The following is a 13,677-nucleotide window of genomic DNA, read 5'->3' as shown; positions in this document are numbered from 1 at the left end:
ATGTTGAAGTGGCTTCTCATCGCGCTGTTCATCGCATCAGCGCTGTACATCCATTACCGCGGTCGCGTGCGCCACCGGCTCAGCCGGCAGTTGCTCGACCATTCCACCTTCATGGCGCCGATCAACACGCTGATGTACCTGTGCTCGCGCGTGCCGACCACGCCGTTCATCGACCCGGGCAAGGAATTCCCGGAGCTTGCGCCGCTGCGTGCCAACTGGCCGGTGATCCGCGACGAAGCGGTGGCGTTGCAGCAGATGCAGAAGATCCGCGCTGCCGATGGCTACACCGATATCGGCTTCAACTCGTTTTTCCGCCGCGGCTGGAAGCGTTTCTATCTGAAGTGGTACGGCACCGCGCACCCGTCGGCGGCCGAACTGTGCCCGCAGACCACTGCGTTGCTCAAGTCCATCCCCACGGTGAAGGCGGCGATGTTTGCCGAGTTGCCGCCGGGCAGCGAACTACGCCCGCACCGCGACCCGTTTGCCGGGTCCATGCGCCTGCACCTGGGCCTGGCCACGCCCAACGACGACCGCTGCTTCATCGACGTCGACGGCCAGCGCCATAGCTGGCGCGACGGCGAGTGGACCATGTTCGACGAGACCTATATCCACCACGCGCGCAACGACACCGACCAGGACCGCATCATCCTCTTCTGCGATATCGAACGCCCGATGCGCTGGCGCTGGGCGGCGGCACTGAATCGCTTTGTCGGCCGCAGCCTGCTTTCGGCCGGCGCCTCGCCCAACCAGGAAGGCGACAAGACCGGCGGCATCAACCGCGTGTTCCGTTATTTCTACGCGGCGCGTCTGAAGGCCAAGGCGCTGAAAGAGCGCAACAACCCGCTGTACCAGGTGCTGAAGTGGAGCATCTTCGTGCTGGTGGTGGTCGGGATCGTGCTGCTGTAACGCCCGACCACCCATGTAGCAGCGCGCCAGGCGCGACAGGCGTTCCGGAGGACGCGTCATTGCGCGCAGACAAACTCGGACACCCGCCTGACCGCCCCTGCCGATGGTCGCCGACCAGGCCATGCACGGGCTTGCTGTGACTACAGGGCACTGGAGCGCACCCGGCGAGCGATACAGGCCCGTCACGGTCGAGCGTCCATCGCCTGCAGCCACGCTCCTGCATGCGATGGACGCCCATGCCGATAGGCGGCCCGACCAGCCATGCACTCAGCGCGATACCTGCGCGATCCATTCCTGCAGGTTGTAGTAGTTGGTGACGCGGGTGATGGTGCCGTTATGCACATCGAAGAACGCACCACCCGGTAGCACATAGGCCTGCCCGTTGGCGTCCGGCAGGCCTTCGTCGGTGGTGTGGTAGACCCCGTGCACCACGTATTCGGCACCCACGCGCGTGCCCTCGTCGTTGGCGGTGATCACGATGTCGCGCAGCTGCTCGCTGTAGCTGTCGTTCATCCGCTGCAGAAAGGCCGCGAACTCTGCGCGGCCGATCTCGCGCGCCCCCTGATTGAGGTCATGCGCCACATCCTCGTCCAGGAACGCCAGCATGGCATCCCAATCGCCGCGGTTGAAGGCGTCGTAATAGGCCTGGACCAGGCCGATGGCGCGTTGCCGATTGCTCTCGCTCATGCTCGTACCTGCCGCTGGGAAAGCCGCATCATAGAGCGGGTTTGGCGCGCGCGCCGGCACGCGGTTAGCGTCCACTCCATCGCATGCGTTTCCCATCCTCGAAACGACCACGCCGTTGTGCAGCGCACGACCAAACCGCTGCGGCCCGAAACCAACCTGTCCGCGCAAGGTGCCCGAGCACCTCACACGTCTCCGTCGCCTCGCAGCGCCAGGCGATGCCATCGGATGACACGCAGCGGCTTCAGGTGCCCTGCACCACCAGATCGCGGTGGAAAAAATAGACCTCCTGCAGCAGGAAGCGCCAGCTGGTGTGGAAGCTGCGAAAACGCGTGCTTGGCGTGGACGACGCCAGCGCATCCACTCCCAGCTCCTGGCAGAGCCGGAGCGCGCGCGCCATGTGCAACGGGTCGCTGACGATGATCGCCCGGTGCATGCCGTGCCGCTCCATCAGCGCCCGCGCCTGCAGCAGATTCTGGCGGGTGGTGCGCGAACTGGTCTCGATCACGATCGCTTCCGGCGGCACACCATGGCGCAGCGCGTAACGCCGTGCCACCTGCGACTCGGCAAAGCGCGCGCCATTGCCGAAGCCGCCAGTGAACAACAAGCGCGGCGCATAGCCTTGCCCATACAGATCCAGCGCATGCCGGATCCGCTCTTCGAAGACGGGCGACGGGCGCGCGTCGTAGGCGGCGGCCCCCAACACGATGATCACGTCCGCGGGCGCGGCCTGATCGCGGTCGCCCACCCAGACGATCCAGGCGGCCACCGCCACCAGCCAGATCAGCGCCAGCATGCATAACCGCCAGCCCCAGCCCCACAGGCCGAGCCCACGCGCACGCCTGCTCACGCGGCGGCCCACGGCAGGGCGTCCAGATCGACATTGCCGCCGGACAGGATCAGCCCGACCCTGCGCCCGGCAAAGCGCGCCGGCTCGGCCAGCAGCGCCGCCAGCGTGATGGCCGAAGACGGCTCCAGCACCTGCTTGAGCACCTGCCAGATCAGCCGCATCGCCTGCACCACGGCCGCGTCGTCCACCGTGATCACCTGTGCGCCGCCGGCTTGCAGCAGCGCAAAGTTCGGCGCACCCAGGGTGCCGCGCAGACCATCGCAGACGGTGTCGGGTACGAAGTCGACCAGGCGTTGCCCGGCCGCCAGCGAGCGCGCGGTGTCGGCCGCCCCGCTCGGCTCGGCCAGCACCAGTGCACAGCCCGGCGCAGACCGCAGCGCCAACGCCGCACCGGCCGCCAGCCCGCCGCCGCCAACCGGCGCCAGCAGCACGTCCAGCCCGCCGCTTTGATGCAGCAACTCCAGCGTGGCCGTCCCCTGGCCGGCGATCACGGCCGGATCGGTGTACGGATGCACCAAGGTCGCGCCACTGGTGGCCTGGACCTGGGCACACATCTGCTCGCGGGCGGCGATGGTCGGGGCGCAGCGCCACAGCGTGGCGCCATGCCGGGAGATATTGGCCAGCTTGGCGGCAACGGCGCCTTCGGGCACCACCACATGACAGCCGATCCCGCGGGTACGGGCGGCCAGCGCCAACGCCGCACCATGGTTACCGGACGAATGGGTGACCACACCGAGAGGCGCCAGGTCGTCCGGCAACGACCACACCGCATTGCAGGCGCCACGAAACTTGAACGCGCCGCTGCGCTGCAGGTGCTCGGCCTTGAAGAACAACTGCGCGCCGCAGAGCGCATCCAGATGGTGCGAGGTCAGCAACGGTGTCGTCGCGCAGTGCGGCGCAATGCGCGCGGCGGCCTGCAGGACATCTGAATGGGCAAGAGGGACCGTCTCGATCATGCCTGCAAGATTAACGTATCGCTCCGCTCTTCACGGCTCGCACGCACACTGCCTGCGCATGCTGGATCGATGAAAAAGCGCCACATTGCTGCACAGTTAAGGACCGATTCAATGCATCGGTTCGAAAGTAGCACCATGGTTGCAGGAGGGCACCATCCATGAAATTCCGTCTGATCTTCGCTGCCGGGCTACTGGCCCTGAGCGGCTGCGCAACCTACGACTACACCGGAGGTCGATCGGGCGGCTATTACCGTGGCGCCCCTGCCGTGCAATACCGTTACCCTCCCGGATACTCGCCTTATTCCTACGGTGGCCCTTACGGAGCCCCCTATGGTGCCGGCGCGATTGGGCTGTACGACTACCCTGTGTATCCGGTCTATCGTGGCGGTGGCTACTACTACCGGCCGTACGATCGCCGCCCCCAGTACCGCCCACCGCGTCCGAACGGCTCGTACAACAATGGCCCGCGACCTAACGGCCCGCGTCCACAGCGACCGAATTCGCCACCGGCGACTGGCGCACCACCCGCGCGGCCACCGGCACGGATCGGTGCCCCGCCCCGCGTGATTCGCGAAATCCAGCGTCAGACCGCGCCACGCAACAGTCGTCAGCAGATCCCCTGACAAGCTGACTGCGACACGTCCCACAAATGCCAACATTGGGGGCTTGCGTTCAGCTAGCACTTGGTCGCAAGCTAGGTGCTCTGTGTGACTCGCCGCGTCATGTTGTGACCCGGTCCGCCTCACTGACCGACTTATGTCGATGTCCGACAGGGAAATCTGGATCCCCCCTGTTCCGGCCCTGTCGGATATCGGCGCCTTCAATGCATAAAGCCCCGGCATGCCGGGGCTTTATGCATTTACCGTGCTGGCGCAGCGCCTGTCGGTATTGAACGTTGGTGTCTCGAATAGGTGAGCCGCCTGGCGCCCCGCAAAAAATAAGGGTCGGCAGTCCCCCGACTACCGACCCTTACGCTACCCCGTCGCACGCGCGGCTGGCCCCTGTTCCAATTCCAGCCTTTGCGCCCATGTCGCAATGCCACGACGGGTGCAGTAGGGATATCCGCACGAAACATGCCGACTTGAGGGTCAGTGTTTAAAAATGTGATTTACGTCACATTTTTAGTGAATTGATGACCTCAACCGCTCTTCAGCCGATACTTCCGCGGCCGTTTTCCCCTTTCCGCTCTTAGTCCACGCCCATGTCCGACTCTTTCTACCGCTTCGACGTCATCGTGATCGGCGGCGGCCATGCCGGCACCGAGGCTGCGCTGGCGTCCGCGCGCGCCGGTGCGCGCACCCTGCTGCTGACCCACAACATCGAGACCGTGGGCGCGATGAGCTGCAATCCGGCCATCGGCGGAATCGGCAAGGGCCATCTGGTCAAGGAGATCGATGCGCTGGGCGGCGCGATGGCGCACGCGGCGGATCTGGCCGGGATCCAGTGGCGCACGCTCAATGCATCCAAGGGGCCGGCAGTACGCGCCACGCGTTGCCAGGCCGACCGCAATCTTTATCGCAATGCGATCCGTCGCATCGTCGAGGCGCAGCCCAATCTGACCGTCTTCCAGGCGGCGGTGGACGACCTGATCATCCACAACGGCGCAAGCGAGGCCGACAGCGTGCGCGGGGTCATCACCCAGACCGGGCTGCGCTTCGAGGCACCGGCGGTGGTGCTGACCGCCGGCACCTTCCTGGCCGGCAAGATCCATGTGGGCGAAACCCAATATGCGGCCGGGCGCATGGGCGACCCGCCGGCCACCACCCTGGCCGCGCGCCTGCGCGAACGCCCGTTCGCCATCGACCGGCTCAAGACCGGCACCCCACCGCGCATCGATGGGCGCTCGCTGGACTACGGCGTGATGGTCGAGCAGCCGGGCGATGACCCGCTGCCGGTGATGTCGTTCATGGGCCAGGTCGGCGACCACCCGCGACAGGTCAGCTGCTGGATCACCCAGACCACCGAGCAGACCCACGACATCATCCGCAATGCGCTGCATCGCTCGCCGCTGTATTCCGGGCAGATCGAAGGCATCGGCCCACGTTACTGCCCGTCGATCGAAGACAAGGTGGTGCGCTTCGCCGAGAAGACCAGCCACCAGATCTTCGTCGAACCCGAAGGCCTGGAGGTGACCGAGATCTACCCCAACGGCATTTCCACCTCGCTGCCATTCGACGTGCAGCTGGCGCTGGTGCGCTCGATCCATGGCTTTGCGCAGGCGCACATCACCCGCCCCGGCTACGCGATCGAATACGACTTCTTCGACCCGCGCGGGCTCAAGGCCTCGCTGGAAACCAAGGCGGTCGGCGGGCTGTTCTTCGCCGGGCAGATCAACGGCACCACCGGTTACGAAGAAGCCGCCGCGCAAGGCCTGCTGGCCGGTCTCAACGCCGCCCGTCATGTGCAAGGGTTGCCGGCGTGGTCGCCGCGCCGCGACGAAGCCTACCTGGGCGTGCTGGTGGACGATCTGATCACCCATGGCACCACCGAGCCGTATCGCATGTTCACCAGCCGCGCCGAGTACCGGCTGCAACTGCGCGAGGACAATGCCGATGCGCGCCTGACCGGCGTTGGCCGCGCGATGGGGCTGGTCGACGACCTGCGCTGGGCGCGGTTTTCGGCAAAGCAGGAACAAGTGCAGCGCGAAACCACACGTCTGTCGGCACTGTGGGCGACACCGGGCAATGCGCTGGGCCGCGAAGTGACACAGACACTGGGCGTGTCGCTCAGTCGCGAAACGAATGTGCTGGACCTGATCAAGCGCCCTGAACTCAACTACGCTGCGCTGATGCGTGTGCCAACCCTGGGGCCGGGCGTAGACGATACGCAGGTGGCCGAACAGGTGGAAATCAGCGTCAAGTACGCCGGTTATCTGGATCGCCAGCGCGACGATATCGCGCGCCAGCAACGCCAGGAAACCACGCCGATTCCGGAAGGGTTCGACTACGCCAACGTGCGGGGGCTGTCGATTGAAGTGCAGCAAAAACTCGAACGTGTGCGTCCGCAACACATCGGCCAGGCGCAACGCATCCCGGGCATGACCCCTGCGGCGATTTCGCTGCTGCTGGTGCATCTGGAACGCGCGCGCCGCAGCCAGGTGGCTTGATCGAGATGGCGACTGTTGACGGGCGTCCGCGAGCATCGGGTAGGTATGCGACCGCTGCGCGACGCGCTCTAACGCGCAAGATTGGCCGATGCGAGCGATCGCCGGCCGTCATGGATAGTCGGCTCCAGGCAAATCCAACGCACGGCCGCTGAGGAAACCATAGCCCTGCCCCATTCGCGGCAGGGCGACGCCTGGAGTCGCTTGCGGATCTGTTGGAGCGGCACTTCAACATCCCCACGCCGCTACGCCCCGGCCAGACCGATTACGCACTGCCTGGGCGCGCCTGGCCACTACAGGTTGCGCGATCGGGACGGGCATTTTGCATTACAGACGCCGGGAATGCTGGTGCAGCGGCGACCGGACGCATCGATTGCAATACCGGCGAGTGGCTGCGCGCCTGCGCGGTTCGGCACCGATGATGGCAGCACTGACGAACGATGGACGACGCTGCAAGGGTGTACCAGCAAACCCGGCGACGCCTCGCCTCCTCGACAGAACGTCATCCGATGCGCCGAAACGATGGCGCATCCCGATTAACGAAGCTGCCGGCGAACAAAGGCGCTACGGGTCGACCAGACGGTCGATAGAAACACAAGAGATGTTGCTATGATTTGCCAACGACGACACATTTGACTAAATGAACACATTTAGCACGCTACGGGCCGCAACGTTTCGCACCGCGGGCCCTGTTCTGTTTTTACTGCTAGCAAGTATTTCAACGGCACATGCCAATACCGAAGAAGATGGACGGTATTGGCTGAGTATTTACGCCCAGGGCAAACTGCCGGTCGAAAACCTTTACTGGAGCATGGATATTCATCCGCGCTGGCGCGAAGAGGGCGAGCAGTTCGATCAGTTGATCCTGCGCCCTGCGGTGTTTTACCGGCTCAACGCCAAGGCCAGTGCCTGGATGGGGTATGACACCATCATCAGCCATCCGGCCGGCCAGCCGTCCAACCGCGAAAATCGCTGGTGGGGACAATTTCAATATCAGTTCGACCCCATCGCCGATATCACCATTACCAGCCGGACGCGCCTGGAACAGCGTCATCGCGAAGGCTTCAGCGATGAAGGCTACCGGGTGCGCCAGATGCTTCGTGCCACCCGACCGAGTGGATTCAGCCCGCAACTGTCCTGGGTGCTCTTCAACGAGCTGTTCGTCAATCTCGATCAGACCCAATGGGGCGCGCGCCGCGGCATCGATCAGAACCGCGTCTTTGTCGGCATCAACTGGAAATTCAACCCCATCGCCAATATGGACATTGGTTATCTCAACCAGTTCGTCAATACGCGTGCGGTGGACCGCGAAAACCACGTATTGATGACGACGTTTCGCTTCAATTTCTAAACATCTCCGAGCTACACTGGCAGTCAGTGCCGGATTGCATGGGCGTGTGTTCGAGTGGAGTGCATTGGCTGTGCGATTGCATCCGCGTCGCGTACCAACCCACCCAGCGCACCATGCCGCCGAGCGGGTTGCCGATGCCGGCAGCACGCTCGATCACACCGGCAACAGCCGCTGTCGCAGCGTTTCGGCACACATGTCCAAAGTCTTGTCAGCCGCCTGGATGATGCTGCCCATCTGGATGAAGCCGTGCACCATGCCGGGAAAGGTGTGCACGCTGACCTCCACGCCTGCTGCGCGCAGGCGCTGGGCATAACGCAGGCCTTCGTCGTGCAGGATGTCGCGCTCGGCCAGCACGATCAACGCCGGCGCAACGCCGCTCAGTTCAGGCGCCAGCAGCGGCGAAACACGCCAATCCAGGGTGACGGCCGGGTCCTTGATGAAATGCTGGTTGAAGAACTGCGTGGCCTGCCGCGTGAGTGGCGGGATGTCTGCATTGGTCGTGCGGGACGGGTGCTCGCCGCTGTCTTCGCGCGTGTCTGTCAGCGGGTATAGCAACAGCTGGCAGCGCAGCGCGATGCCGGCATCGCGTGCGGCAATTGCAGCCGCAGCAGCCATCGCACCGCCGATGCTGTCGCCGGCCAGCGCCAAGCGCTGCGGATCGGCGCCCACCTGCTCCGGATGCGCAGCCAGCCACTGCACCGTGGCAATGACGTCCTCCACTCCGGCCGGCGCGGGGTGCTCCGGCGCGAGGCGGTAATCAACGGCCAGCACCTGACAACCGGCGCGTGCGGCAAGCTGCCGGCAGACATCGTCATGCGAATCCAGATCGCCGACTACGCCCCCGCCGCCATGCACGAACAGGCAGGTAGGTGCGGGACCCTCGCTCATGCCCGCCGGACGATAAAGCCGCAGCGGCACGCTGCCGGCAGCGGTGTCTGCATGCACCGCGCGCACCTGCGCCATCTCCAGCACCGGAAAGCCGAGCTGCGTACTCAACCCTCGCATCATCGCGCGTGCCTCTGCCAGGGGCAGCGTTTCCATCGGTGGCTGGGCGGCCTGCTGTAGAACGGTGAACAAGCGAACGACATCGGGATCGAACATGGCGGTCTCGCTGGCAGTGAGGATTGCCGAGTTTGCCTGATACTTATTTCAGATAATCATTAGTTTTTATAACGATCTACTCAGATGCATCAAGACGATTGAGCGACCCCATGATTGGCTTGCCACACAAGGGTTTCGACATGCACTGCGTTCGATCTTGCAGGCCCGCAAGCGGCAGCGGCGGCCACAATTGCTGCGTTGCATCGCGCCCACGCGCAGTAAAGAACCCATGGGCAGCCTGCGGGCGCAGGCGGTGCCGGATATGGCTGCAACGCGTTTCATCCAGGGTAGCGCCTTCAATGCGCACGTACCGCGTCACGTCCCTTGTGTCAGTCCCCAGGCAACGGCCTGTGGCTGGATCAATGCAGTCCTGGCCGAGGGCCGACTCGCCCGTCGCAGTGGCAACGCGCGTGGATACGCATGCAGCGATCAATCGTCGTCTTCGGCTGCGGCTTCACGGCCTTGCTGGCGGATCAGGTTTTCCTGCCGCGCGTCTTCGATCGAGGCGCGGATGGCGCGCACGTCGGCGCGCTTGGTGTCGAACTTGAAGCGGCCGGTGAGCGCGCTGTCCGGGCGCAACTCGCCCTTTTCGTAGAGCGCCCACATCTCTTCGCCGTAGTGGGTGTCCAGCAGGTCCGGAGCGAAGCGGCCCAGGCAGTCGCGCAGGTTGTGCACATCGCGCAGCAGCATGTCGCGCGCGGCATTGTTGCCGGCGGCGCTGACCACCTGCGGGAAATCGATCACCACCGGGCCCTCGGGCGAGACCAGCACGTTGTATTCGGACAGATCGCCGTGCACCAGACCCAACGACAGCATCTTGACCACATCGCCGATCAGGCTGATATGGAATGCGCGTGCCTGCTCGGGTTCCAGTTCCACTTCGCCCAGGCGCGGTGCGCTGTGGCCGGCTTCGTCGGTGACCAGATCCATCAGCAGCACGCCATGAAAATAGCCGCGTGGCTTGGGTACGTGCACGCCGGCATCCACCAGCTGGTAGAGCGCATCGGCTTCGGTGTTCTTCCAGGCGGTCTCGGCTTCGCGGCGACCGAACTTGGTGGCCTTGCCCATCGCGCGCGCCTGGCGGCTGCCGCGCACCTTGCGGCCTTCCTGGTATTGCACGCGCGCCTGGAAGCTGCGTTGCGCCATGTCCTTGTAGACCTTGGCGCACAGGATGTCCTCGCCGGCGCTGACCACGTAGACGGAGGCTTCCTTGCCGCTCTTCAGTGGCCGCAACACTTCGTCGATGACACCGTCGTCGATCAGCGGCTGCAGGCCCTTGGGGGTTTTCATGGACGAGGGGGACCGATCCGAAACAAGTCAGCAGCGATTATGCGGCAACCAGGGTGAAGCGCTTACATGCGACGCACACAGTGCGACCGGAAGCATGCATTGGCGCGAGCGCTTACCATGCGTGGACCTGCCTGACACGCGATCCGATGCCCGAGCCCACCGCCAGCCGCCGCAAACGCCCCGCCGCCATCGCCGCGACCGGAAGCGAGAGCGGCCTGCCCTACGAGTTGATGCAGCAGATTGCCGCCGCTCAAGGCGACCCGGACTTCATGACCTCGCTGGGGCGCGGTCTGGTGGTGCTGAGCGTGTTCGCCCAGCACTCGCGCGAAGTGACGATGTCGCAGATCAGCCTGGAAACCGGCATCTCGCGCGCGGCGGTGCGGCGGGTGCTGCATACGCTGGCCAAGCTGGGCTATGTCGGTGAGCAGGGCCGTGGCTATGTGCTGTTGCCGCGCGTGCTGGGCATTGGCGGTGCGTATGCGGCGTCTTCGGCGATGACCGCGGCCGCGCAGCCGGTGCTGGACGGACTACGCGACCAACTGCACGAATCCTGCTCGCTGGGCGTGCTGGACGGCGATGACCTGCTGTACGTAGCGCGCGCGGAGACCGTGCGGATCATGTCGATCGGGCTGCGCCCCGGCACGCGGCTGCCGGCGTATTGCACCTCCATGGGACGGGTGTTGCTGGCCGCCCTGCCCAGCGATACCTTGCAGGCCTATCTGGAGCGCACCACGCTGCGCCCGCGCACCGACCGCACGGTGACCCAGGCCTCGGCGCTGCTGGAGATCCTGGCGCGCGCGCGCCGCGAAGGCATGTGCTTGACCGACCAGGAGTTGGAAATCGGCCTGCGCTCGATCGCGGTGCCGGTACGCAACCTGCGTGGCGAGGTGATTGCCGCGCTCAATATCGGCGCGCAAGCCGGGCGCGTCAGCCTGCAGGCCATGCAGACGCAGTTGCTGGAGCCGTTGAAGCTGGCGGCGCAGCGCCTGGGAGCGTTGCTGAGCTAACGCGTGCGGCGTCCTGCGGTGGAACAGCACCCGATCCTGAGCAAAGCGGCGGAGATCCGCGTGCCGCGCGTGGCGGGGCTCTGCCCGCACATAAGCGGTACCTGCGCGCCACATACATCTGTCTGTCTTTGCCTCGTATGCAGCCAACAGAGCTTTCGTCGCGTGTTCCCCTGCAATACCTCAACACCTGCGCATCATGCGCGCGGAGACTCAGCGCGGCCGACGCAGGAAACCCACCACCGTCTCCACCCAGGCGACGTGGGAGTCTTCCACATGCGCCACATGATCGGCGTGCGGCAACGTGACCCAGCTGTGGTCTTCGCTATGCAGGCGCGCGAACAGATGCGCGTTGTCCGCCTGCGTGGCGATCGGGTCATCGACACCCCGCAGCAGCAGCACCGGCAACCTCGTGACCAGCTCGGGCCGGAACGCGAACTGCTCCATCGCGCGCCAGTCCGTGCGCACCGGGTCGGCGGCCACCGCCTGCGCCTGGTAGGCCGCGCGTACACCGGGCGCCGCCGCCTGGGCGGTGATGAAATCCTCGCCGGCCGCGGCGGTAGTGGTACGCGCGCGTAAGGGCTTAGCGGAGGTTGGCGTATCGGTGGGCGGCGCGTCGACATCGTCGGGGAAGCCATACAGTACCAGCGCAGACGCCGCCTGCGGCTGTTGCTGGCCTATCAGCAGCGCCACCCGCGCGCCGTTGGAATAGCCAATCAAGGCGGGCGACGGCAAGCCGGGATGTTGCCGGCCGACCCAGGCCAGCACTTGCTCGACATCGCGCACCGCACGCGCTGGCGTATTCCACCCGCTGCGGTCGCGCGCACTGCTGCCGTAGCCGCGCAGGTCCACCGCATAGGCGGCGAGCCCGGCGCGTGCAAAGGCGGCCAGCACCGAGCGGGAGTCGGCCGCTTCGCCAGGCACCTGCAGGTCGAAGTTGGGCAGCGAACTCCAGGTGCGGCCATGCACCAGCAGCACCGTTCCACGCGGCTGGGCCGGAACGCGCGACCACACCGCCAGTGTCTTGGCCATCGTCGGCGCGCACCTGCGCCAACCGAGTGCCCGGCCCGGGCTGCGGCTGTGCGCCGGCGGCCAGCGAGACCAACAACAGCAGCAGGAGCAGGCAGGCGGGTCGGAACGTCATGCGGTCTCTCATGATGGGCGCGGTGGACTCGGCAGGCTGCCTGGCAGGGCAGGCAGACGCGAAAGCGACGCTGCAGACCGGATCACATCTCGGCCGCCTGTTCTTCCAGGATCGGTTTGGCCAGCGCAAAGGCGTGATTGGCCGCCGGTACGCCGCAGTAAATCGCCGCCTGCAGCAGCACTTCCTTGATCTGCTCGGCGGTGACGCCATTGTTGCGCGCGGCGCGCACATGCAGCTTGAATTCTTCGTCGTGGCCCAGCGCGACCATCATCGACAAGGTGATCAACGAGCGGGTGTGCGCAGGCAGGCCGTCGCGGGTCCAGATGGTGCCCCAGGCATACCGGGTGATCAGGTCCTGGAATTCGGTGGTGAGCTCGGTGCGCGCGGCCAGCGAGCGCTCCACATGCGCATCGCCCAGCACGCGCCGGCGTTCACGCAGGCCGGCTTGATAGCGTTCGTCTTCGTGCATGGGGCATCCTCGTCATACGGAAAAGATCAGTCGGCTTGCAGGAACCCCAGCACCGCGTCGTTGAACGCAGCCGGAGATTCCAGATTGCAGATGTGGCGGCCGGGCACCTGGGCGTACTGTCCGTCGGGCGCGGCGTAGGCGATCTCGCGCAGGTCCGGCGGCGGGCACACCGGGTCGTCGTCGCCGGCCAGGGCGAGCAGCGGCAGGCCCAGCCCATCCAGCGCACCGCGGAAATCCGCTTCGGCCACCGCCTGGCAGCAGGCGATGTAACCGTCCGGCGAGGTGGAGACGAAGGCGGCGGCGATCATGTCCAGGCGCTGCGCGTGGCTGATGGCAAACTCCGGCGTAAACCAACGCTGCAGCGTGGTATCGATCAGCATCGGCAGGCCCTCGCTGCGCACCTGCTCGATACGGGTTTCCCAGGTGGCGCTACTGCCAATCTTTTGCGCGGTGGCGCACACCACCAGCCGACGTAGCCGGTGCGCGGCATGCAGCCCCAGCCACTGCCCGGTGAGCCCGCCGATCGACAGCCCGCAGAAATCGCTGCGCGCGATCTGCAAGGCATCCCACAGTGCCAGCACGTCCTGCCCCAGATCGGCCACGCTATACGGGCCTGGCGGCGAGTCCGAGTCGCCATGGCCGCGGCGGTCGTAGCGCAGGATGCGGTAATGCGGGGCGAAGGCTTCGATCTGCACGTCCCACATGTGCAGGTCGGTGCCGAGCGAATTGCAGAAGGTCAGCCAGGGCCGTCCGTCGGTGCCATCCACACGGTAATGCAGGCGATGGGTGGGCAATTGCAGATAAGCCATCGAAGCACCG

Annotated in this window: 12 protein-coding genes and 1 pseudogene; 5 read left to right on the top strand and 8 right to left on the bottom strand. The window is 65.5% G+C overall.

Annotated elements, in window-relative coordinates:
• Positions 1 to 906, top strand: a complete 906-nt coding sequence (gene lpxO, locus BJD12_RS14645) for a lipid A hydroxylase LpxO (RefSeq protein WP_005994883.1) — start codon at positions 1 to 3, stop codon at positions 904 to 906.
• Between the two features lie 267 nt (positions 907 to 1,173).
• Here lpxO and BJD12_RS14640 read toward each other — a convergent pair whose 3' ends face one another.
• The 3 genes from BJD12_RS14640 to BJD12_RS14630 all read right to left on the bottom strand — a co-directional run bounded on the left by BJD12_RS14640 (position 1,174) and on the right by BJD12_RS14630 (position 3,396).
• Positions 1,174 to 1,593: a nuclear transport factor 2 family protein gene (locus BJD12_RS14640; protein WP_005994884.1), complete on the bottom strand. Its 420-nt coding sequence runs from the start codon at positions 1,591 to 1,593 to the stop codon at positions 1,174 to 1,176.
• A 241-nt stretch (positions 1,594 to 1,834) separates the two neighbouring features.
• On the bottom strand, positions 1,835 to 2,452 hold the full coding sequence (locus BJD12_RS14635) for a YdcF family protein (protein ID WP_039425184.1): 618 nt from the start codon (positions 2,450 to 2,452) through the stop codon (positions 1,835 to 1,837).
• Positions 2,437 to 3,396 (bottom strand): pyridoxal-phosphate dependent enzyme, encoded by a 960-nt coding sequence (locus BJD12_RS14630; RefSeq protein ID WP_005994887.1) that lies wholly within the window; start codon positions 3,394 to 3,396, stop codon positions 2,437 to 2,439. Before BJD12_RS14630 ends, BJD12_RS14635 begins: the two co-directional genes overlap by 16 nt.
• A gap of 158 nt (positions 3,397 to 3,554) precedes the next feature.
• Between BJD12_RS14630 and BJD12_RS14625 the strand changes: the two genes are divergently transcribed.
• From BJD12_RS14625 to BJD12_RS14615, 3 genes are all read left to right on the top strand, one after another.
• Positions 3,555 to 4,019 carry a hypothetical protein gene (locus BJD12_RS14625; protein ID WP_074052618.1) on the top strand — a complete coding sequence of 155 codons (465 nt, stop codon included), beginning with the start codon at positions 3,555 to 3,557 and terminating at the stop codon, positions 4,017 to 4,019.
• A 578-nt stretch (positions 4,020 to 4,597) separates the two neighbouring features.
• Positions 4,598 to 6,502 (top strand): tRNA uridine-5-carboxymethylaminomethyl(34) synthesis enzyme MnmG, encoded by a 1,905-nt coding sequence (gene mnmG, locus BJD12_RS14620; RefSeq protein WP_039425178.1) that lies wholly within the window; start codon positions 4,598 to 4,600, stop codon positions 6,500 to 6,502.
• Positions 6,503 to 7,139: 637 nt separating this feature from the next.
• Positions 7,140 to 7,850: a DUF2490 domain-containing protein gene (locus BJD12_RS14615; protein WP_042828188.1), complete on the top strand. Its 711-nt coding sequence runs from the start codon at positions 7,140 to 7,142 to the stop codon at positions 7,848 to 7,850.
• 153 nt (positions 7,851 to 8,003) lie between these two features.
• Here the strand turns inward: BJD12_RS14615 and BJD12_RS14610 are convergent, their stop codons facing one another.
• Positions 8,004 to 8,951, bottom strand: coding sequence for an alpha/beta hydrolase (locus tag BJD12_RS14610; protein WP_005994088.1), 948 nt, complete (start codon positions 8,949 to 8,951; stop codon positions 8,004 to 8,006).
• Positions 8,952 to 9,380: 429 nt separating this feature from the next.
• Positions 9,381 to 10,241: a PA4780 family RIO1-like protein kinase gene (locus BJD12_RS14605; RefSeq protein ID WP_005994086.1), complete on the bottom strand. Its 861-nt coding sequence runs from the start codon at positions 10,239 to 10,241 to the stop codon at positions 9,381 to 9,383.
• Between the two features lie 146 nt (positions 10,242 to 10,387).
• Here BJD12_RS14605 and BJD12_RS14600 point away from each other — a divergent pair, with 146 nt between their 5' ends.
• Positions 10,388 to 11,248 carry an IclR family transcriptional regulator domain-containing protein gene (locus tag BJD12_RS14600; protein WP_005994084.1) on the top strand — a complete coding sequence of 287 codons (861 nt, stop codon included), beginning with the start codon at positions 10,388 to 10,390 and terminating at the stop codon, positions 11,246 to 11,248.
• Positions 11,249 to 11,458: 210 nt separating this feature from the next.
• Here the strand turns inward: BJD12_RS14600 and BJD12_RS14595 are convergent.
• The 3 genes and pseudogenes from BJD12_RS14595 to pcaD form a co-directional block, all read right to left on the bottom strand.
• Positions 11,459 to 12,389 (bottom strand): annotated as a pseudogene (locus BJD12_RS14595) (alpha/beta hydrolase).
• 82 nt (positions 12,390 to 12,471) lie between these two features.
• The gene (gene pcaC, locus BJD12_RS14590; RefSeq protein WP_005994079.1) at positions 12,472 to 12,858 is read right to left on the bottom strand and encodes a 4-carboxymuconolactone decarboxylase; all 387 of its coding nucleotides are present in this window, start codon (positions 12,856 to 12,858) and stop codon (positions 12,472 to 12,474) included.
• Positions 12,859 to 12,884: 26 nt separating this feature from the next.
• A complete protein-coding gene (gene pcaD, locus BJD12_RS14585; protein ID WP_005994077.1) occupies positions 12,885 to 13,667 on the bottom strand; it encodes a 3-oxoadipate enol-lactonase in 783 nt (260 codons plus the stop codon).
• Positions 13,668 to 13,677 lie beyond the last annotated feature (10 nt).

Source organism: Xanthomonas vesicatoria ATCC 35937 (assembly GCF_001908725.1).
Lineage (GTDB): Bacteria > Pseudomonadota > Gammaproteobacteria > Xanthomonadales > Xanthomonadaceae > Xanthomonas > Xanthomonas vesicatoria.
Note: the sequence above shows the minus strand (reverse complement) of the source record. Positions and strands in the feature narration are given on the sequence as shown.